Source organism: Rhizobium sp. P28RR-XV, from assembly GCF_012641385.1.
Lineage (GTDB): Bacteria > Pseudomonadota > Alphaproteobacteria > Rhizobiales > Rhizobiaceae > Rhizobium.
The window spans coordinates 308,750-328,623 of record NZ_JABAIG010000005.1; the positions used below are offsets into that span (position 1 = coordinate 308,750).

Genomic DNA, 19,874 nt, shown 5'->3' on the forward strand with positions numbered 1-19,874 from the left:
GTTCGCGATGGACGGGATGGTATGGATCGAAGGCGGGAGTTTCCTGATGGGCTCGGAGGATTTCTATCCAGAAGAGGGGCCTGTTCATCGCGTGAAGGTCGACGGCTTCTTCATGGATGCGACGCCCGTCACGAACCGGGATTTTTCCCGCTTCGTTGCCGACACCGGCTATATGACGGTTGCGGAGCAGGCACCGGACTCATCGCTTTATCCCGGCGCCAATCCGGCCATGCTGCAGCCGGGATCACTGGTCTTTCGAGCGGCGCCGAAGAGCGTTGGCGAAATGCGCTTCTGGGGTGATTGGTGGCACTATGTAGCGGGTGCATGTTGGTATCGGCCCGATGGCATCTCGCCTCTGACGGAGGAGATGATGGATCATCCGGTGGTGCAGGTCTGCCATGCCGATGCCGAGGCCTACGCGCTCTGGGCGGGGAAGGTACTACCGAGCGAGGCTGAATGGGAGTTTGCCGCCCGTGGCGGTATGGAGGGCGCGACTTTCGCCTGGGGCGAGGAGTTCGAGCCCGGCGGCCGCAAGATGGCAAATGTCTGGGATGGCAACTTTCCGATGGCCAATCCGGCAGGCAAGGCTCGGTTCGGCACCACGCCTGCCGCGGCCTTTCCTGCAAACGGCTATGGTCTCTCCGATATGATCGGCAACGTCTGGGAATGGACCGACGATTACTGGACGGACCGCCATCCGGACGAGGTCATAAAGCCTTGCTGCATTCCGATCAATCCCAGGATTGCCACGGCTGAGCGCAGCTACGACCCGCTTCAACCGGCAATCCGCATACCGCGCAAGGTATTGAAGGGCGGCTCGCATCTTTGCGCTCCGAACTATTGCCGCCGTTACCGACCGGCAGCCCGGCATCCGGAAATGATCGACAGCGCGACCACGCATGTCGGCTTCCGCTGCGTCCGCCGCCTGACCGACAGGCCCCATAGCGAACCACATGCAGTTGAAAGCGAACGGCAATGAGCATCGCAACGAACGCATCCGCGCGTCCCGACGCGGTCCGGCGCCCTTTCCTGGCGACATCGGCCGCCATGCTGGTTCTGAATGCGGCTGCCGTCATTGTCGGTATCGGCCTCTGGTGGCTGGTGACGGCCGAAGGGCTGGTCGGTCTTCCGACGCCGGCCCAGGTGGCTGCGGCCGCGGCCGCCGAGGCCAGAAACGGCATCCTGCTCAGCGATGCGCTCGCCAGCCTTGGCCGCGTCATGACAGGCTTCTGCCTCGGCCTGATCGTCGCCGTTCCCATCGGGTTTCTGATGGGGTGGTATCGCATCGCCCGGGGCGTCATCGAACCCTATGTCCAGTTCTTCCGCACGATCCCGCCGCTTGCCATCATTCCGCTCGCCATCGTGACAATGGGCATAGACGAGACGCCGAAGATCTTCGTCATCTTCCTCGCCGCCTTCCTGTCGAGCGTCGTTGCGACCTATCAGGGGGTTATCAGCGTCGACAAGACGCTCATCAACGCCGCCCGCGTGCTGGGGGCGGGCGACTTCACCATTTTCCGGCGCGTGATCATTCCGGCTTCGACGCCCTATATCATGGTCGGCGTGCGCATCGGCCTCGGCTCGTCCTGGGCGACCGTCGTCGCAGCTGAACTCATCGCCGCACAGTCCGGCCTCGGTTATCGCATGCAGCAGGCGCAACTTTACTATGACCTGCCGACGATCTTTGTCAGCCTGATCGCCATCGGTGTTCTCGGCCTTCTCATGGATCGGATCGTCATGGCCGCCGATCGCATTCTCACCGCATGGCAGGAAAAGCTATGACGCCGAAGATCTCGTTTCAGAACGTTTCGAAAAGCTTCAATCTTGCGGGTCAGGCGGCCTTTACCGCATTGCAGAACCTCAATCTCGATATAGAGGATGGCGAGTTCATTACCGTGGTCGGCCCTTCCGGCTGCGGTAAGTCGACGGCCATGAATATTGCCGCGGGATTGACGCCGCCGTCCTCGGGCCAGGTCCTGGTCGACAATGGGCCTGTAAAGGGACCAGGCCCCGAACGCGGTGTCATCTTCCAGCAATATGCCTTGTTTCCCTGGCTGAGCGTGCGGCAGAACGTCGAATTCGGGCTTCAGATTTCCGGCCGCCCCAAGGAGGAGCGCCGCGAAATTGCCGATCACTTCATCAAGCTGGTCGGCCTGACGGACTTTGCCGACGCCCTGCCGAAGATGCTCTCAGGCGGCATGAAACAGCGCTGCGCCATCGCCCGAGCCTATGCGGTCAATCCGAAAATATTGCTGATGGATGAGCCCTTCGGCGCGCTCGATGCTTTGACGCGCGTGCAATTGCAGGACCAGCTTCTCACCATGTGGAGCAAGGAACGCCGCACGGTGATGTTCATCACCCACGATGTCGACGAGGCGGTTTATCTGGCGAGCCGGGTCATTGTGATGGCGGCTCGTCCGGGCCGACTCCACAAGATCATCCCCGTGGATTTGCCGTTTCCCCGCACGGAGGAAATACGGCTTTCGCCGCAATTTGCCGAGCTGCGCAACGAGGTCTGGCGGGCCGTCTATCATCCCGCCGCGAATTGAAGATCAGCAATCACAGGAGGAAATGATCATGCTGACGAGACGCAGTCTATTGAGGACGGGCGCAGCCCTGACGGCCGCCGCCACCATGCCCTTCATCGCCAAGTCGGTTCGTGCAGCCTCGAAGGCGGTCCGGATCGGCTATCTCTCCGATTTTCCCAATTCGAGCCTGTTTGCGATCGCCAACGATCAGAAGCTGTGGGATGCCGAGGGGCTCGAGCCGGATCTGAAGGTCTTCACCAACGGCCCCATCCAGATCCAGGCGATGGGCGCCGGCAGCCTCGATTTCGGGACCATCGGGCCAGGCGCGCTTTGGCTTCCGGCAAGCGGTCACGCCAGGGTGCTTGGGGTCAACGATATCGGCTTCAGCGACCGCGTCATCGCGCAGGCGGCAATCAGCTCGATTGCCGATCTCAAGGGAAAGAAGATCGGTGTCCCGCAAGGCACGTCCGGCGACATGATCCTGCGCATGGCGCTCGGCAAGGCCGGTATGACGATCAAGGACGTACAGATCGTGCCGATGGATCCGAGCACCGTCGTGGCCGCCTTTTCGTCGAAACAAATCGATGCGGCCGGCATCTGGTATCCGCTGATCGATGCGATCAAGCCGCGTGTTCCCGACATGAAGGAGCTGATCTCGAACAAGGACTTCTATCCCGACACCTCGTTCATCAACACCTTCGTGGCGCGCAATGAGACGATCCAGAGCGATCCCGAGCTTGCTAAGAGCTTCCTGAAGGTCATCAAGAAGGCGATGGACTATCGGGTTGCAAACCTGGATCACTCCATCGAATTGACGGTCGCCTTTACGCAATCGCCGCCCGATGCGACGGCGAAGGTTGCAAAGAGCCGAAAACTTCTGACCAGCGCCGAACTGAACAAGTTCACCGAAGACGGCAGCGTCACAAAGTGGCTGGGCGAGTTCAACAAGATGTTCGTCGATTTCGGCACCATCAAGGACCCGCTGCCGCCGGAGAAATATTTCGACGCGAAATTGTTCCTTTCGGCCTGATATCTATGCGGGAACGAACGGATTATCGCATCCGGGAGCGGGTCGCCGCCTATTGTTCCGGTTCCAAAGCCGGTGGGCATTAAACAACTGTCCTAGGCTGCCCTTCCGTCAGCCGCCGGGTGGTAGAATGTCCGCCGGCAGCAATCCGCCAAGGCCCGTCCAGAGCAGGTCAGCGACGGGCTCGATGGTGGCGGATGTTCCGGTCATGGCAGCAACGGTTTGCTTTTCCGGAGGTATCGAGCGTCATCTCATCGGCGGCGTCGCCTACTCTCATTCAATTCAGCACCTTCAGAACAATTTTGCCTCGGATGTGATCTTCCTGCAGGGCCTTTTGTGCCGCCGCAGCCTCACGAAACCCGAAGGTGCGGTCGACGTGAACTCTCACCCTGCCGCTGTCGATAAGTTCGGCGATCTTCTGGAGCTGGGCGCCATTCGGCTGCGCGGTGTAACGGCCGGCCCTGATGCCTTCGGCTTCTGCGCGCTGCTTGTTGGGCTCCGTCAGGGTGGAAATCAACGCACCGCCGTTTTTGATGACCGAAAAGCTCCGATCCTGTGTCTCGCCGCTCACGAGATCGAAGACGAGATCGACCGGTTCGACGATCGTCTCGAAGCGCTCCGACTTGTAGTCGATAATCCGGTCGGCACCCAAGCCACTCAGAAAATCCCGGTCAGCCGCGGAAGCCGTGGTCGCCACCCAGGCACCCTTTGCTTTAGCGAACTGAATTGCAAGGTGGCCGACACCGCCGGCACCGCCATGGATGAGAACGCGCTGGCCCGCTTCGAGCTTGCCGTGATCGAAGAGGCCTTGCCACGCAGTAATGCCCGCAAGCGGCACCGCGGCAGCCTCAACATGGTCTAAGGACACGGGCTTCATGGCGATTTCGTCCGATTTTGCGATCACGAATTCTTCGTAGCCGCCGTGATCCGGTGCCAGAAAGGCGAAGACCTCGTCGCCCACCAGAAAACTTGAAACCGACTCGCCTGCATCGGCAATTTTGCCGCTTACATCGCGCCCAAGCACATACGGGAAATCCTTTTCGGTGACGACAGGATATTTGCCCTCGCGCATCTTCGTATCGACCGGATTGACGCTCGCGGCAACGACCTTGATGACGACTTCGTCGGTCGCCGGTATTGGCTGTTCGATTTGGTCGAGCTGCATGACCTCCGGCCCGCCAAAGCGATGAATTCGTACGGCTTGCATCGTTGACTCTCCTTGCTGATTAAATCTCAGAACTGCAATGTGCCGATGAGATGCGTAACTATCTTGTCACCGTGATCCAATCAAAGCCCGCTGCGGAGTTCGGCAGCTTGCCTGAGAGGTAAGGGTTCTTTGCCTTTCTCAGCCACGTAATCGACATGGCCGACATAAGCGCAGACAAGCAGGGCTACCGCTTGCAGCCAGTATCACCAGCAATCCGATTACGACCAATGTCGTCTTCGTCGGCACCGATTGACTCGTAACCGAACAAGCTGCCGTGCGGGAAGTTCCCAAAACGGAAGATGCGAAGCCACAGCGGAAGATACGAACAATAAGTGATCCGAAAGCGCTTAGGCCCGTTTCAGATACCTCCATGTAGCCACACTGCCGAGAAGTTGAGCAACGCCGCCACAGAGCATGGCTGTGATGAAGCCCGACGGAGGTTCATGGAAAAATGCAAAGACCGATCCGAGTGCCGCCACGCCAATGGTTGCGCCGACCATGCGAGCGACGTTGATGAGTGCGCTTGCGGTTCCCGCGCGTTCGCTGGCGACGCTTGATACCGCAACCGCTGTAAGCGGGCCGGTTGCGAAGCCCATGCCGATGCCGGTCAACAGCAGGCCGAGTTCCTCAGCGATTAATAGGTTTTCGGCAAAAGCAATGCCGAGCAGCACATTTCCCAGACCCATTGCAGCCAGTCCCAGCGTAATTACTCGCCGCTTGCCGAGACGCTCTGAAAGTGGGCCCGAAAAAGGCGATATCGCCACAAAGCTCAATGCCATGGGCAGGAGAGCCAGGCCGACCTCGGTCGGATCCATTCTGTCGAGACTTAGCGAGGTAAGCGGAAACAGAAAGAGCGTGCCATACATGCCGAAAGTCATTGCGGCCGTTCCCGCCATGGCGCCGCTGAACTTCCCGCTGGCAAACATCGGGATCGGCACGAGGGCGCGCTGATCCAGACGCCGTTCCACCAGGATAAAAAGCGAGAGAAGAACGACGCCGCAAAACGCCAGGAAGATCGTCCAGAGCAAGGGAAGATGCGAGGATTCGATGGCTGCAAGAGTGATGGCGCCCAGTGATATAATGCCCAGCATCTGGCCGAGCGCGTCGAACGACCTTCCCTTTCGGTCCGCGCTTTCCGGGACCAAAAGCAACGCCCCGACGGCGGCAACCGCACCGATCGGAACGACGACAAGAAAGACTGCCCGCCAACCGAAGCCGTGAATCAGATATCCACCGAGGCTCGGTCCGATGGCGAGCGACATGCCGTTGCACCCAGCCCAGATGCCCAGCGCACGGCCGCGAACCTTCTCGTCCGGATAAATCACCCGAATGAGCGAGAGAGAGGCGGGGATCAGAAGAGCCGATCCAAGGCCGGTTGTCGCTCTGGCGCCGATCAGGATCGCGATCGACGGAGCCAGGGCGCAGCCCAGGCTTGCGATTGTGAAGATGATGCAGCCGACGACGAAAATCAGGCGCCGCCCATAAAGATCAGCCAGCAGGCCGCCGCTGATGAGAAGGGCGGCGTAGACAAGATTGTAGGCATCGATGACCCACTGCAACTGCGTTACCGAAGCCGCGAGGCTCTTACCAATTGGTTGTACCGCCAGATTGACGACCGATGTGTCGACTTGCGCGACGATCACGCCCAGACAGAGAACGCTGAGCAAAGCAGGATGCAGTTTCGAAAGTGGTTTCGCGGATTGTTCGATCGAATGCATGGCATTTCCTCTCGCAAGCAAACCTAGCGCAATTGAATTGGTTTCACGTCGGATGCGCTCCAATCAGAGCGCCGGAACAAATGCCAATGGGCTTCGCTCGATCAGCAACATGCTGGCAGAAACAAGCTCGGCCCTAGAGCGAATGCTTCCGATACTCATCCCGGCTCGGAGTTGACGATGAACGATAAATCCAAGGACCAGCCCGACATCCGCACAACGCCGGCATCCCGACGCAGGGTCGGCACTTCCCTGGTCGCTTGGCTAGCGAGCTGATTTTCGCTTTGTTTGCGGGTGCGCTTTTGATGAAATCGGAAAACAGTCGGGCACGGATCCAGGGCCGCATAACGTGACGACGTCGTCGAAGCTTCGGCGCCTCCCACAAAACGTGGTTGAACTGATGCGGTCAACCAAGAACGATGGCCCGGCAGCTCCGCCTGAAGTTCCCGCGCATGCCGGCAATAGTTCGTAGCCTTGATGACACCGAGTGTGGGAGCCTTTCCTGCTCGCCAACATGAAGGGGTTGATAGGATCGTCATTCATCAACAGCAGACATACCGCTCGTGCGGGAGACCAAGACCGGCAGAAGCTTGTAGGAGGGCGTCTTCGACTTCTTGTCGTGATGGGCCAACGGAAAAAGCGGATTGGCCTCGGGGTAATAGGCCGCGCAGCAGCCTTCCGGGATGGCGTATTCAATGATCCGCAGGCCTGTGACCTGTCTGTCTGTCGCATCTGCAAGCGCGGTGCGCAGGTCAATGCTCTCACCCTCGACAAAGCCGAGCCGACGAATGTCGTGGCCGTTCATGAACACGACCATTCTCGTTCCGTCCACTCCCCGGAAGCGATCGCTATAGCCATAGACGGTGGTATTGAATTGATCGTTGGAGCGCAGGGTCGCAAGATGAAGAATGCGGCCGGGGTCGCCGTCGATATCGAAGTCCGGAAACAAACGGGCCGGCGCGATGAAGTTTGCCTTCCCCGACGCTGTCACCCATTTGCGTTCGCGCGCAGGAAGCGGGCGCGCGAATCCCCCAGGCTGGAAAAGCCGTTTGTTGAAATCCTTGAATGTCTCCGGATAGGTTTTTTCAATCGCGTCGCGGATTTCTGCATAGTTTGCGACCCATCTGTCCCATGGCACTGCAGTGGCGCCAAGCGTCGCCTGGGCGAGGCCGGCGACGATCGCCGGCTCGGAACGCAAAAGCGTGCTTGCAGGTGCTGCTCGCCCTCGCGAGCCGTGAAAATGCGCGATGGAACTTTCGATCGAAACCGCTTGCGCGCCGCTCTCCTGTTCGTCGATTTCCAGGCGTCCCAGGCAGGGAAGGAGATAGGCGAGCTCGCCATGAACGACATGCGAGCGATTGAGCTTCGTGGCTATCGCGACCGTCAGGCGAAGCTTTCGCCAAGCCTTTTCCATCAGGTCGGTGTCGGGCACAGCCCGCAGAAAATTGCCGCCAAGTCCGATGAAGGCACGGCTCTCGCCGTTTAGAATCGCACCGCACGTCTCGACCGTCGACCGCCCCATCCATCTCGGCGGATTGAAATGATAAAGTTGCGCCAACTTATCAAGCGGAGCAAGACCCGGTTTTTCCGTAATGCCGACCGTGCGCTGCCCTTGGACGTTCGAATGGCCACGGATGGACAATATATTTGCCCCAGGTTTGCCGATATTTCCCCTCAGCAGGGCCAGATTGGCAATCATGTGAACATTGTCGACGCCCATGATGTGCTGAGTGACGCCCATGCCGTAGGCAATGACGACCGCTTGCGCATTTGCATAGGTCTTCGCAGCCTGTTCCATCTGTTGTCGGTTGAGACCTGAAACGCGTTCCAGCTCCTCCCACGAGTGGGCTCTGGTGATCGAGGCGAATTGCTCGAATCCGGTTGTATGTTCCTTGATGAAGTCGTGATCCAATACGTGCTTCTTGTCGGCCGCCGCCATCGAGGCGGCAAAGGCGACTTCTGAGGCATTGGTCTGGTCTTTGGGCTCGGCATCCGCGCCACTGCTCTTGCTGACGCCAGTGAGCTTCAGCGCATCATCCGCTTCGATCAAAGCCTTGCATATTCCAAAAAGCGCGGCGGTGTCACCACCGTTGCGGACTTGATAATATTCCGTCGAAATGATCGTTTCCTTGCCCGACAGCATTTGACTCGGCGCTTGCGGGTTCTTGAAACGCTCCAATCCGCGTTCGCGCAGAAGATTGATGGTGACGATCGGTACGCCGCGATCCGCCGCATCCTGCAGATCGTGCAGCAGGCGAGGGGACGAGGTCCCGACATTCTGTGCGATATAGAAAATACAGTCGCAGTTTTGAAAGTCGGAGAGGATTGCGGTGCCGACAGAAGCACCGATACTTTCCGGCAGGGCGACGGAGGTACTCTCATGGCACATGTTCGAAGAGTCTGGCAGATTGTTACTTCCGTACATGCGCGCAAAGAGCTGATACATGTAAGACGTTTCCAGGGAGGCGCGGCCGGAGGTGTAAAAATCCACTTGTTTGGGCTCTAGGGCACGCAGCTCGTTTCCGATTTCTCCGAAAGCGACCTCCCATTCGACGGGTTCGTACCGATCGCTATCGGGATTGAAGCGCATGGGCTGCGTCAGGCGGCCCTGTTCTTCCAGATCGTGGTCGCTCCAGTTTGCCAATTCCGTCAGCGAGTAGCGGGCGAAGAACGCCGCATCCGCTCTGCGATCGGTGACCTCCCAGGCTGTGGCCTTTGCACCGTTCTCACAAAATTCCAATGGATGAGGCTTTGCCGGCTTTGCCCAGGCGCAACTGACACACATATAGCCGTCCGGCTTGTTCTGGTGCGCAAGCAGGCTCGGTCCTTTCGCAGGGACGTGCTCGCGAAGCAGCACTTCACTCACTGACCTTGCCGACCCCCAGCCGCCGGCTGGGCCGTCATAAGCCCGAATTCTGGGAGGATTTCGTGGATTGCTGGTCATGGGGATGTGTCCTGCGTCGTCTGGAACCTACATCGAACACAGGGAAGAACAATTGGTTCCACCTATCGCGGCGACGTGAAATCTCACAAACCAGCGGCCGGGCACTTTACGCCCGGTTCGCTTCGCGGACAGCCATTTGCATTCATGCCCGAATACGGCGATCGGCGGATATGCATGGGGTTCGAAGCGGGATTTTCAGCAGAAGGGCTGGTTGCGAATGTCGTCCGGCTGCGCCACGATCGACATCTCGGTTCCCGAAGCCAGCGCCACGGTCAGGTGGATCTCCTCCAATGCGTGCCGATGCAAAAGAGCAAACAGGGCATCGTCCATATTGGTGCCATTGAGGATTTCGGGGTCATCGCAAGCAACGTTGATGGTCCGCTCCACCACACGGTTTACGGACGTCTCGTTGGCAAGAAACGCGCGCGCCCAATTGCTCAGCACGGCGCGCAGCGCCGGATCTCTTGGGAATTGTGCTCGTTCCATACGGGTCGTCATGTGCTTCCAGAGCGCGCGTTTACCTTCACCCGTCACCGCCTACCAGATCGGTCGGCAACAATGGGTGGATTTTACGCCTTCACCAATATGAGTCCAAGTCAAATGTTATGGCAGGCCTGCAGTGACGGATCGAGCGCGATATCAAAACGGAGGCCTTTATGAATTTCAAAAGCCGACGGCCTCGCTAATGCAGCCGTATCGTCGTGAAAGCAGCTATCGCCAGAACCGCTTGGCGTCGAGGACGTCGTCGAGGGCCGCCTGCGCGGCTAAGATCAGCGATGATTTGTCGGCGTGCGAAATGACCGACGCGGCCCCCGGGTGGTCTCGTAGACCGTGTTTGTCCAATACGTCGGGGCCGGTTGCAAGATCGTTCAGAGCTCCAAGCTGATCCTGCAATTCTTCCATGGCCTTGATGAAACGCTTATGGCGGCGCGCCTTTTTGTGGTCGGCGAACAATGATTTGAAGAATTCCGCGGCGTAGCGTAGCTTTTTCGCGTCCTTCCTAGCCTCGTGCCGCTTCTCGTCGTCCACATGGGCAAGATCCCGGCCGTGCTTCTTCAGCTTCTTCCGCATCTTGTCGAGCGCTTCGACTGCTTGTTCGCCGATCGTCTTATCTTTCGCCGGCCCGTCCCGATAGGCGCCGGTATGCAGCCATTCATGGAAATCCAACATGAGCGCTCTGGCTCGGGGCGAACCTAGCGCGTTCTCGACCTCGTCATAAGCCGCCTCGCGAACTTTCTGCAGCCTGTCCGTAAGATCCCCGTCTTTCGCTTTCGGCAAAAGCACGTCAGTGTTGCGGGCTTCGCCAAGCACGCCAGCCAGCCAGCGGAACTCATCGGACAGCCGACGCGCCTCTTCGTCCAGGATCGGCCTGAAGAGCGAAATGGCCGATCGCAATCGCCGGATCGCGACCCGCGCCTGATGAAGGGCTTCGGCGCTTCTTCGGTGCAGCAGAACGGTCTCGTTCAACCGAAATTGGCGCAAACAGGCTTGCGCGATCGCCTGGAAGCCGTCCTCGGCGCTTGAGCGCCACTCAAGAGCGATCTCCGCTGATTTATGCACATGTTGCGCCGCATCCAGCAGCCGATATCCGCGCTCGGCCTTGGAGTTGACGCCGAACTTGAACGGCACGATCGCCTCGATTTTGCGCGCCAGAGTAAAGAGATCCTTCGGATTACCGTCTTTCAATTCAAGCTCTATCTCGCAGATAGCCGCCTGCCGGTCGGCCTCCGCGGCCGTGCCCCGATCGGCAACGAGCTCGATCTTGGAGTCGTTCTCGATCAGGTTCCAAATCCGACGCTCTATGGAAATCTCGAACTGGGGAAACAGACTTTCCCGGATGTCGCCGAACTGGTTCAGAAGAGGGCTTGTATGGTCGAGGGCGGGGACATCCGTCTCGACGGCGGTCTCCCATTCCGAGCGAGCGAATAACGAGGCGCTGGGACCAGTTGCTTTCACCGTCTGCGTCCTCGCGACACCGGAACGGCGGATCCGGAGTGTGAATCCTGCGTTGAATAGCCTTCGGTCATCCGTATCGAAGTAAACCGAACGCTGCTCGACCGTTTCGGCGGGTTCGCCGAGAAGGTCCGACGTCACGAGCCTGTCCATCTCCAGATCTGACAGGTCAAGTTTAAGTTCGATTTCGGCCACCTTCATGCTCCCTATGCCCTATGATCTGCGGAACGGCTTTGTAACAGGGATAGTTCAATCATCTCACATTCAGATGAAAGCATGCTTTGCCCACAAGATCACCGTCTGGGGTAATGAAATCGACTGAACGCAGAGCGAGACCACGACAAAATCGGTCAAACGTCCAAAGGCTCGCCCTATTATCGCGTGGTCTCTTGACCGGGGGATCGTCGGCGGGACCTGATGTTTCGAGCCGATGTTTCGTTGGCAGCCGACTAATGATGCTTGAAGTATTGCACCTCGCGCTCATGCTTTTCGGCGGCCTCGCGGGTTTTGAAGGTGCCGAGATTTTTACGCTTATTTGTCTTCGGGTCGACCTTGCGCGAGTAAAGCCGATATTCGCCAGATTTCAATTTCCGGATCATGGCCGTGTTCTCCCATTGAAAAGAAATTAATTCTCATAAACCTGTCTGGTTCCCAGGAAACAGTCGCTGTCATGCGGCCGCGCCGGTCGTCGTGCCGGCCCCATCGTGAAAACCACATCGTGAAAGCCGGAACGGGCGCTGGCGCGCTCCTTATCTAAATCTTCGCCATCGGGAATCTCCTGGGAACAATTGGCCGTTCGCGTGGTTCTCGCTTAGACAGCGGCCGGGCTTCGAAAGGGGCAAGTCTGTCCAACGCTCCGGCGATCGGACGAGGGCGCCGGCGGCCGCGGAGCGGGTGTCACCGGGAAACGCCGGCCAGACGCTAATCCCCGATATCAAGCGCATCGGTTGCCATCATGGAGACAAGAATCATGAGGTTCACGATTAATGGTGAAAATGTCGAGGTGCAGGCAGATATTCGCACATCGCTTCTCGATCTGCTGCGTAATATTCTGAACTTCACCGGCACAAAGAAGGGATGCGATCAAGGCGCTTGCGGCGCCTGCACGGTCTTGGTCGATGGTGAACGCATCAATTCCTGTCTGGCGCTTGCGGTCCAGTATCAAGGCCGAAGTATTACGACGATTGAAGGCATTGCTTCACGAGGCCCGCTTCATCCGCTGCAACATGCTTTCGTCGAATGTGAAGGCTTTCAATGCGGATATTGCACGCCGGGCCAGCTCTGTTCCGCGATCGGCATGATGCATGAGGTCGACCGCAACGTGCCGAGTGCCGTCACAAAGGACCTTTCCGCGACAAGCGTCGTTCTTGATGAGATTGAGCTTCGCGAACGAATGAGCGGCAATCTCTGTCGATGTGGCGCCTATAACGGTATTGTCGAGGCCATCTCGCAGACCTTCGCGCAAAGTGAAACGGAGACCAAGGGGAGGGCGCGGCCATGAACCCTTTCTCCTACCAGCTGGCACCCAATGCCAATACGGCCATCGATCTTGCCAAGGCCGGTAACGCGTCACGATATCTCGGGGGAGGCACGAATCTCGTCGATCTAATGCGTGAAGATATCGAACGCCCGGACATGCTGATCGATATTACGCAACTACCCGCCGACATCGAACCACGTCCTGACGGCGGCCTTCTCATCGGCGCCGCGGCAAAGAACACCGCGCTCGCGGCAGATTCGTATGTCCGCGCGGCCTTTCCTCTGCTTACCCGCTCCATCCTTGCCGGGGCGAGCGCCCAGATCCGCAATATGGCGACCGTCGGCGGTAATATCTTGCAGCGCACGCGCTGTCGGTACTTCTATGATGACGCCGCGCGTTGCAACAAGCGGCATCAGGGTGACGGTTGTGATGCCAGAGACGGCTTCAATCGCTATCATGCGATCCTTGGCGCCTCGTCTTCCTGTGTCGCGACCCATCCGTCCGACATGTCCGTCGCGCTTGCCGCGTTGGATGCGAGGCTACATCTCAAGGGTACGATTGGTTTGCGTAGCATGCCGCTCATGGATCTGCACAGACTGCCCGGTGAAAGGCCCGATATCGAAACGGACTTGCAGCCGAATGAACTGATCACCGCGGTCGAAATTCCGCCGCTTCCCTTCGCCCGACGCTCCACGTACCGCAAGGTGCGCGACCGCGCGAGCTACGCCTTCGCTTTGATCTCCGTCGCCGCTGCGATCGACATCGATGAGGCGGGCAAGGTGCGCGATGTCCGCTTGGCGCTCGGCGGCGTTGCGCATAAGCCCTGGCGGGCCTTAAAGGCCGAAGCGGCCCTGAAAGGTGAGCCCGCCACCGTCGAAAGCTTTCGCGCGGCAGCCGAAGCCGAACTCGCCGCGGCGGTTGCCCTGAAGGATAACGGATTCAAGATCGAGTTGGCGAAACGAACGATTGTCGCCGTGCTCGATGAATTAAAGGGAGAGGCCGCATGAGCGTACGATCCGACACTCCGCAAGGAATGCCCCGCAGCTGGCAACCAGCCGTCACATCCGACCCATTGCTGCGCAAGCACGGCGCGCTCGGACGGCCGATCTCGCGGGTCGACGGGCCGCTGAAGGTCCAGGGCAAGGCTCGATTTGCAGCCGAATATCCGTATGAGAACATCTGCTACGCCGCCCTCGTCTTCAGCAAGATCGCACGGGGTCGCGTGACCGAACTTAATACCGCTGCAGCCGAAAGGGCGCCCGGCGTCGTACTCGTGATGACTTACCGCAATGCGCCCCGAATGAAAGCGCCGTCCTTGATGATGTCGTCGCCGTCGGCCGCCGGCGCAAGCGACCTGCCCGTCATGCAGAATGACGAAATCCATTGGAACGGCCAGACGGTCGCGGTTGTTCTCGGAGAAACGCAGGAACAAGCCGATCACGCCGCATCGCTGATCGTGGTGAAATATGCTCCCTTGCCGGCGGTTACGTCCTTTGAGGAGGCCAAGAGGAAGCCGCGTCAGCTGGACACGTTGCTCGGCGAGCCGCCCATCCTGGAAATCGGCGATGCGGAAGGCGCGTTGAAGGCATCCGACGTGCAGGTGGACAACATTTATCGAACGCCTCGGTACAATCATAACGCAATCGAGCTGCATGCCGCGACGGTCGTCTGGAAAGGCGATGAACTGCGTGTGCACGATGCGACGCAGATGATCGATCTGACCGCGGGGCAACTCGCCGAGGTTTTCGGCATCGATGCGAGCAAGGTGCGTGTGACCTCCCCGTATGTCGGTGGAGGCTTTGGCGGCAAGTGCCTATGGGATCATCAGATCCTGGCCTGCGCGGCCGCCAAGCTCGCGCAGCGTCCGGTCCGGATCATGCTGTCGCGCGAGGGCGTCTTTCGCCTGGTCGGCGGCCGTACGGTGACGGAGCAGCGGGTGGCGCTGGGCGCTACTACCGACGGAACCCTGAATGCGCTCATACATACCGGCATCGTCGCCATGACGCTGCATAATTCCTGTCCCGAGCAGTTTACCTTTCCAGCCCGGCATCTCTATGCTGCCGAAACATTTCGCCTTGCTCAGGAAGTTGCCGACATGGATATGCTGGCAAATACTTTCATGCGCGCTCCGGGCGAAGCTGTCGGGACATTCGCGCTCGAATGCGCACTGGACGAACTTGCCGACAAGCTCGGGATCGATCCGGTTGAACTGCGCAAGCGTATCGAGCCGGAAAAGGATCCCACGAGCGGGAAGTCCTTCTCTTCGCGTCATTTGCTTGATGCCTATGACAGGGGCGCGAAGCAATTCGGCTGGCATCGCCGCAACCCGGAGCCGCGTCGGCAGCGCGACGGAGAATGGCTGATCGGTATGGGCTGCGCGACGGCGACCTATCCCTACCATCGTTTCCCCGGAACTGCCGCTAGTATCAAGCTCACGGCTGACGGCCGCGTCACGGTTTCGACCGCGGTTCACGACATGGGAATGGGCACTGCTACCGCGCAGACGCAGCATATTGCTGCGCGACTTGGCATTCCGGCCGATCGCATTACCTTCGAATATGGCGATAGCGACTTGCCTCGCGGCGTCATTGCGGGAGGCTCGACGCAGACGGCGTCGATCGGTGGCGCTGTCATTGCCGCGACGGATGTGTTTATCGAAGAGCTGATCAAGCTCGCGGGAAATGCCTCGCCGCTCGCCGGCCTTTCGCTCGCCGATGTCGAGCCGCGCGAGGGAGGGATCGGCCATCGCAACGATGCCGAACGTTTCGAGACGTATGAAACGATCCTCCATCGCTCCGGTCGCAATGAACTGGTCTGCCAGGCCGAGGCCCTACCGCCGGCCGAGATGCAGGCGTTCTCCATGCATTCATACGGCGCCCAATTCTGCGAAGTGCGCGTCAGCGAGGTTACGGGAGAAATTCGGGTCACTCGCTTTCTTGGTTCATTTGACGCCGGGCGCATTCTGAATGCCAAAACGGCGACCAGCCAATTCAAGGGAGGCATTGTCATGGGAATTGGTCTCGCACTGACGGAAGAGACGAATTTCGATGAGCGGACCGGTCGCATTGTCAACGCCTCGCTTGCCGAATATCATGTGCCTGTGCAGATGGATGTGCCGAAGATCGACATCATCTACACGGATGTCGCCGATCCACAAGCACCAATGGGAGCACGCGGCATCGGTGAAATCGGCATCACAGGAGTGGCAGCCGCTGTCGCCAATGCCGTCTTTAACGCGACAGGTAGACGCGTTCGCGAGCTGCCGATCACGCTTGATAAAATGATGTAGCGTAAGTGCAGCCTTAAGCAAGGCGGGTTGCATGCAGGGCGTCGGTTGATGAAGAATTCTAAGATTGCAGGCGCAAGCCGGGTGTTCGCAGGACGGTGAATACCCAGCTCGTGATAGCGAAGTTGACGGATCAGACTGGCTGCCGTCCCATCTTGACAGCATCAATTGTCGAAATAGAGCAACAGTATTTTTTTGAAAGTCTTAGTGGAACCAAAGCCCTGGCCATCTGTTTGGAAGTCGAGATCGGCAAGGTCTCGCAATCAAGCCAAGGAGAAAGAACATGGCAACTCAAGGCGGTTCACATGACCAGCACGTTAAGGCTGGTCAGCAGAGCCACAAGAATACTGGCACGAAGCAGCAAGCCTCACCTCGCAACGAGCAGTCAAAAGAGGCAACACGTGGTGGCAGCCACGAACAACATGGGAAGGCCGGCCGGCAGGGCCATAAGAGCTCGTGATTTTGTTTTCATGAAATGCCGCACAGGCGGCTTTCCCGCAGGCTATCAAAGGTCGGCCGCGCAAAAAGAACGCACCGATAATCGTTGGAGGAATCAATGGCATCCGAGAAGACATTGAACGATCTGTTCTTGGACACTCTGAAAGACATATACTACGCCGAAAAGCAAATTCTCAAGGCTCTGCCCAAGATGGCGCGGGCAGCGCAGGCAGAACAAGGCAAGCAAGGCTTTCTGCAACATCGCGATGAAACGCAAGCGCATGTCGAACGCCTGGAGCAGGTGTTCGAAATGCTTGGGAAGCCGGCACGGGGTAAGACATGCGAAGCGATCCAGGGCATTATAGCCGAAGCCGATGAGATCACGGAAGAGTTCAAGGGCACCCCTGCGCTCGACGCTGGCCTAATCTCCTCGGCTCAAGCTGTCGAGCATTATGAAATCGCACGCTACGGCACTCTTATCGAATGGGCCAAGCAACTTGGCTTGAAGGACGCCGTACCTCTCCTTCAGCAGACCCTGGCTGAGGAAAAAGCGACCGACCAGAAGCTTACGAAGCTGGCGGAAACGGCCGCGAACGCAAAGGCAAAGAAGGCGGCGTAGAAGAGCGGTTGACATTTCATTCGGCGATGCGCTGCCGGCGTAGCGCATCGCACGAGATTAAACATGACAACCTTCTACTTTGTGACGCAGGACAGCGACTGCATATGGGATGACGGCGAAGGTTGTGATCTGCCCGATCTCATGTCCGCTATCGCGCAAGCAAAGAATATATTGGCGGAAATGGCTGCTGACGGTATTCCACAAAAGCATGGGGAACGGCTGGTTGTCGAAATCGCAGGAAGCGACAAGCTTCCCATCGTGCGGTTGGCATTGCTGATGGAGATCTCATATCCGGCTATCCAAGAAGAAGGAGGCGACCATAGCCAGTAGCTGTGTAAACGAAGGCTTTGCGTCAACGCTTTTTCCGGGACTCGGGTCTCGTCCCATTGCCCTTCTTCCCATATATGTGGACGTAGATTACAGCTTCTCAACGGTCTCAGCGCTGTTCTCCACGGAGGATGGTGGCGGGAATTCGCAACGAGATCTTCAACCCGGTCGGATCCCATTCGCGCTCGATCGAACCCTGAAGTGACCCGATGGTCGCTTTTTCGAGTTGCGATCCGAAGCCGCCCTGCCCGTCAGGCCGATAGACCGCCGGTCCGCCGATTTCCGTCCAGACAAGCGAAAAATCAGTGTCATGGCGCACGTCGATCTCGATGCGGCCGTCAGGCGTCGATAAAGCGCCGTACTTCGTGGCGTTCGTGGAAAACTCGTGCAGGAGCAAGGCGAGTGGTGTCAACATATTTCCTCGCACCGGTATGTCCTCGCCATCTATCGAGACGCGCTCGACCCCGTCGATCTGATGGGCGGCAAAAAGAGCCTTCATAAGCGCAAAGAGCGTTGTTTGTTGCGACTGGAAGGTCGTCGGCCCAATATCCTGCAGGGTCAGTTCGTGCGCGATTGCCAATGCGTTGGTTCTGGCGCGTACGTCGCGAGCAAGTTCGTGGACCGTGGTTGCCGTGCGCTCGCTTAATCCGATCACTGCGCTCACGATGGCGAAAATGTTCTTGATTCTATGATTCATTTCCCGAAGCAGCAGGACCTGGCGTTCGGCGGCACGCTTGCGCTCGGAAATGTCACGTGCGACTTTCGAAGCGCCGACGATGGTGCCGTGGCTGTCGCGGACCGGCGACACTGTCAGCGAAATATCCAGCAAGGTTCCATCCTTCCGGCGGCGGACGGTTTCATAGTGCTCGATTCTCTTTCCGGCGCGAATGCTGGAAATAATGACGTCTTCTTCATGAAGTCGGTCATCAGGGATGATAATGGAAATGTGCTGTCCGATCGCCTCGACTGCCGCATACCCAAAAAGCCGTTCGGCGCTACGGTTCCAGCTCGTAATGTGGCCGGTAAGGGATTTGCTGACGATCGCGTCGTCGGAGCTTTCGACGATGGCTGCGAGCAAGGCTTGCGCTGGAGGGGCGTCGGTGCCCGAGGGTTCTCCAGACGTAACGGCCGTCGCGCGTGATGATGAATTCGGTGCTGTTTCGCGTTGCAAATCTATTGATTGCAGCAAGTGAGGTGCCTCCTCACGCATGCGTTGCCTCCCGTTTTTGTCACGCCGTTTTGGGTAAACGACGATATCCCATATCTCTGGCATCAAGCCGAATGGGTCGGCCTTGGTGCCAGAGATACAAGATGTTTATGCTCAACTCATCTGGCAACCCGGCATTCGGAACTTCCGAGGTCAATTCTTTCGCCATCGCCTAGCGTCTCATTACATTCATGACCAGAGAGACAACGAAGAATATCAGGAAGATAAAGAATAGCACCTGAGCAATTGATGCGGATGTACCGGCAATACCACCAAATCCAAGGGCGCCGGCGATCAGGGCCACGACGAGAAATACCAACGCATAGTAAAGCATCTCACTCTCCATTTGTTACCCAATAGAGAACGGGCTTGGCTATCAATTTGTTCCATGGCTGAAAGTTAAGCGACAACCATCGTTGCTCGCGAGGAAACCTTGCGGCCATCGTCGGCCGGTGGCGGCGGTTCGGCTGCGTCCAAATATAGCCTTGCCGGCACAATGAGTGCGAACCAAAGGCTAGCGCCAATGAGAAAAAATGCCGTCGTCTGATCATCGACGTGTATGCAGAACGGAAAGACGACCGAGGTGAAGAGAACCGTCAGGCGAACGGCCCATTCAGTTTCGCGCTTGCGAATTGCAACTGTCGCCAGCGCACGGTAGGCTCGGATATCGTAGGTTCTGGCCGTGCGGCCGAGCGTCAGCATTTGGACCGACGGAAGGGAGAGCATTAACAAGGCGGCAGAGGTCAATTTGTAGGCAGTGCCCGCCAGGAAGAGGCTGGTTGCGGACAAAAGCAACAATATGACGAAAAGAGTCCAGAAAGGGACGAGTTTCTGCGGCGATTGACGTGTGTGCTCGTGCCACGTTCGCAGCGCCATCGCTCCACAATCAAGCAATGGTTGATCAACATAACGAGTGATGAATTCCATGCGGCGCCCTTCCAAAGTCGTGGGAACGCAAGATCAGAAAATTTCGGCATCAGCATGGCAGACCGCCAATTGCAACGAAAATAGACGCTAATAGCGGTGTTGTGGGGCGACGGGGAGGGAACAATCCTTTTCGAGCTTGGTTCATTGGCTGATTCGCGGGATGCGCTTCTTGGAAAAGGTCTGCGTTGCCGGTCTCCGTGTCTTTCGACAAAGAGG

19 protein-coding genes are annotated in these 19,874 nt (G+C 58.2%); 10 read left to right on the plus strand and 9 right to left on the minus strand.

Features of this window, described 5'->3' with window-relative positions:
* The first annotated feature begins 16 nt into the window (after nucleotides 1–16).
* The 4 genes from HGP12_RS13030 (at nucleotide 17) to HGP12_RS13045 (ending at nucleotide 3,558) form a co-directional block, all read left to right on the plus strand.
* Complete coding sequence (locus HGP12_RS13030) at nucleotides 17–979, plus strand: formylglycine-generating enzyme family protein (RefSeq protein ID WP_246703357.1); 963 nt, start codon at nucleotides 17–19, stop codon at nucleotides 977–979.
* 68 nt (nucleotides 980–1,047) lie between these two features.
* Complete coding sequence (locus tag HGP12_RS13035; protein WP_205926459.1) at nucleotides 1,048–1,782, plus strand: ABC transporter permease; 735 nt, start codon at nucleotides 1,048–1,050, stop codon at nucleotides 1,780–1,782.
* Nucleotides 1,779–2,549, plus strand: coding sequence for an ABC transporter ATP-binding protein (locus tag HGP12_RS13040; protein WP_168879017.1), 771 nt, complete (start codon nucleotides 1,779–1,781; stop codon nucleotides 2,547–2,549). Before HGP12_RS13035 ends, HGP12_RS13040 begins: the two co-directional genes overlap by 4 nt.
* Nucleotides 2,550–2,580: 31 nt before the next feature.
* A complete protein-coding gene (locus tag HGP12_RS13045) occupies nucleotides 2,581–3,558 on the plus strand; it encodes an aliphatic sulfonate ABC transporter substrate-binding protein (RefSeq protein WP_409526839.1) in 978 nt (325 codons plus the stop codon).
* A gap of 274 nt (nucleotides 3,559–3,832) precedes the next feature.
* On the opposite strand, the gene HGP12_RS13050 is transcribed toward HGP12_RS13045, so the two are convergent.
* The 6 genes from HGP12_RS13050 to HGP12_RS13075 all read right to left on the minus strand — a co-directional run bounded on the left by HGP12_RS13050 (nucleotide 3,833) and on the right by HGP12_RS13075 (nucleotide 11,973).
* Entirely contained in the window at nucleotides 3,833–4,762 is a 930-nt protein-coding gene (locus tag HGP12_RS13050; RefSeq protein WP_168840636.1) for an NADP-dependent oxidoreductase, read from the minus strand.
* Between the two features lie 347 nt (nucleotides 4,763–5,109).
* A complete protein-coding gene (locus HGP12_RS13055; protein ID WP_168879018.1) occupies nucleotides 5,110–6,480 on the minus strand; it encodes an MFS transporter in 1,371 nt (456 codons plus the stop codon).
* Between the two features lie 532 nt (nucleotides 6,481–7,012).
* Nucleotides 7,013–9,421 carry an FdhF/YdeP family oxidoreductase gene (locus HGP12_RS13060; protein ID WP_168840634.1) on the minus strand — a complete coding sequence of 803 codons (2,409 nt, stop codon included), beginning with the start codon at nucleotides 9,419–9,421 and terminating at the stop codon, nucleotides 7,013–7,015.
* 195 nt (nucleotides 9,422–9,616) lie between these two features.
* On the minus strand, nucleotides 9,617–9,955 hold the full coding sequence (locus HGP12_RS13065; protein ID WP_168879019.1) for a hypothetical protein: 339 nt from the start codon (nucleotides 9,953–9,955) through the stop codon (nucleotides 9,617–9,619).
* A 177-nt stretch (nucleotides 9,956–10,132) separates the two neighbouring features.
* Nucleotides 10,133–11,569: a CHAD domain-containing protein gene (locus HGP12_RS13070; protein ID WP_409527207.1), complete on the minus strand. Its 1,437-nt coding sequence runs from the start codon at nucleotides 11,567–11,569 to the stop codon at nucleotides 10,133–10,135.
* A 254-nt stretch (nucleotides 11,570–11,823) separates the two neighbouring features.
* Nucleotides 11,824–11,973 (minus strand): hypothetical protein, encoded by a 150-nt coding sequence (locus HGP12_RS13075; RefSeq protein WP_133704710.1) that lies wholly within the window; start codon nucleotides 11,971–11,973, stop codon nucleotides 11,824–11,826.
* Between the two features lie 371 nt (nucleotides 11,974–12,344).
* On the opposite strand from HGP12_RS13075, the gene HGP12_RS13080 reads away from it, so the two are divergent.
* From HGP12_RS13080 to HGP12_RS13105, 6 genes are all read left to right on the plus strand, one after another.
* Nucleotides 12,345–12,875 carry a 2Fe-2S iron-sulfur cluster-binding protein gene (locus HGP12_RS13080; protein ID WP_168840631.1) on the plus strand — a complete coding sequence of 177 codons (531 nt, stop codon included), beginning with the start codon at nucleotides 12,345–12,347 and terminating at the stop codon, nucleotides 12,873–12,875.
* Complete coding sequence (locus HGP12_RS13085; RefSeq protein ID WP_168879021.1) at nucleotides 12,872–13,861, plus strand: FAD binding domain-containing protein; 990 nt, start codon at nucleotides 12,872–12,874, stop codon at nucleotides 13,859–13,861. The genes HGP12_RS13080 and HGP12_RS13085 overlap by 4 nt, the downstream gene beginning before the upstream one ends.
* Nucleotides 13,858–16,143: a xanthine dehydrogenase family protein molybdopterin-binding subunit gene (locus HGP12_RS13090; RefSeq protein ID WP_168840629.1), complete on the plus strand. Its 2,286-nt coding sequence runs from the start codon at nucleotides 13,858–13,860 to the stop codon at nucleotides 16,141–16,143. Before HGP12_RS13085 ends, HGP12_RS13090 begins: the two co-directional genes overlap by 4 nt.
* Before the next feature lie 122 nt (nucleotides 16,144–16,265).
* On the plus strand, nucleotides 16,266–16,718 hold the full coding sequence (locus HGP12_RS13095) for a hypothetical protein (RefSeq protein ID WP_168878836.1): 453 nt from the start codon (nucleotides 16,266–16,268) through the stop codon (nucleotides 16,716–16,718).
* Complete coding sequence (locus tag HGP12_RS13100) at nucleotides 16,697–17,197, plus strand: ferritin-like domain-containing protein (protein WP_168840628.1); 501 nt, start codon at nucleotides 16,697–16,699, stop codon at nucleotides 17,195–17,197. The genes HGP12_RS13095 and HGP12_RS13100 overlap by 22 nt, the downstream gene beginning before the upstream one ends.
* A 63-nt stretch (nucleotides 17,198–17,260) precedes the next feature.
* Complete coding sequence (locus HGP12_RS13105) at nucleotides 17,261–17,527, plus strand: DUF6894 family protein (protein ID WP_168840627.1); 267 nt, start codon at nucleotides 17,261–17,263, stop codon at nucleotides 17,525–17,527.
* Nucleotides 17,528–17,633: 106 nt separating this feature from the next.
* Here HGP12_RS13105 and HGP12_RS13110 read toward each other — a convergent pair whose 3' ends face one another.
* From HGP12_RS13110 to HGP12_RS13120, 3 genes are all read right to left on the minus strand, one after another.
* Nucleotides 17,634–18,713, minus strand: a complete 1,080-nt coding sequence (locus HGP12_RS13110) for a PAS domain S-box protein (protein ID WP_246703358.1) — start codon at nucleotides 18,711–18,713, stop codon at nucleotides 17,634–17,636.
* Nucleotides 18,714–18,903: 190 nt separating this feature from the next.
* On the minus strand, nucleotides 18,904–19,065 hold the full coding sequence (locus HGP12_RS13115; protein WP_112421833.1) for a DUF1328 domain-containing protein: 162 nt from the start codon (nucleotides 19,063–19,065) through the stop codon (nucleotides 18,904–18,906).
* A gap of 65 nt (nucleotides 19,066–19,130) precedes the next feature.
* Entirely contained in the window at nucleotides 19,131–19,658 is a 528-nt protein-coding gene (locus HGP12_RS13120) for a hypothetical protein (RefSeq protein ID WP_168879022.1), read from the minus strand.
* Nucleotides 19,659–19,874 lie beyond the last annotated feature (216 nt).

What these genes read in the sequence shown, in the direction of transcription:
- HGP12_RS13030 (WP_246703357.1), top strand. Translation starts at nt 17, where the DNA reads ATGGTATGGATCGAAGGCGGGAGTTTCCTGATGGGCTCGGAGGATTTC.
- HGP12_RS13035 (WP_205926459.1), top strand. Translation starts at nt 1,048, where the DNA reads ATGCTGGTTCTGAATGCGGCTGCCGTCATTGTCGGTATCGGCCTCTGG.
- HGP12_RS13040 (WP_168879017.1), top strand. Translation starts at nt 1,779, where the DNA reads ATGACGCCGAAGATCTCGTTTCAGAACGTTTCGAAAAGCTTCAATCTT.
- HGP12_RS13050 (WP_168840636.1), bottom strand. Translation starts at nt 4,762, where the DNA reads ATGCAAGCCGTACGAATTCATCGCTTTGGCGGGCCGGAGGTCATGCAG.
- HGP12_RS13055 (WP_168879018.1), bottom strand. Translation starts at nt 6,480, where the DNA reads ATGCATTCGATCGAACAATCCGCGAAACCACTTTCGAAACTGCATCCT.
- HGP12_RS13060 (WP_168840634.1), bottom strand. Translation starts at nt 9,421, where the DNA reads ATGACCAGCAATCCACGAAATCCTCCCAGAATTCGGGCTTATGACGGC.
- HGP12_RS13075 (WP_133704710.1), bottom strand. Translation starts at nt 11,973, where the DNA reads ATGATCCGGAAATTGAAATCTGGCGAATATCGGCTTTACTCGCGCAAG.
- HGP12_RS13080 (WP_168840631.1), top strand. Translation starts at nt 12,345, where the DNA reads ATGAGGTTCACGATTAATGGTGAAAATGTCGAGGTGCAGGCAGATATT.
- HGP12_RS13085 (WP_168879021.1), top strand. Translation starts at nt 12,872, where the DNA reads ATGAACCCTTTCTCCTACCAGCTGGCACCCAATGCCAATACGGCCATC.
- HGP12_RS13090 (WP_168840629.1), top strand. Translation starts at nt 13,858, where the DNA reads ATGAGCGTACGATCCGACACTCCGCAAGGAATGCCCCGCAGCTGGCAA.
- HGP12_RS13100 (WP_168840628.1), top strand. Translation starts at nt 16,697, where the DNA reads ATGGCATCCGAGAAGACATTGAACGATCTGTTCTTGGACACTCTGAAA.
- HGP12_RS13105 (WP_168840627.1), top strand. Translation starts at nt 17,261, where the DNA reads ATGACAACCTTCTACTTTGTGACGCAGGACAGCGACTGCATATGGGAT.
- HGP12_RS13115 (WP_112421833.1), bottom strand. Translation starts at nt 19,065, where the DNA reads ATGCTTTACTATGCGTTGGTATTTCTCGTCGTGGCCCTGATCGCCGGC.
- HGP12_RS13120 (WP_168879022.1), bottom strand. Translation starts at nt 19,658, where the DNA reads ATGGAATTCATCACTCGTTATGTTGATCAACCATTGCTTGATTGTGGA.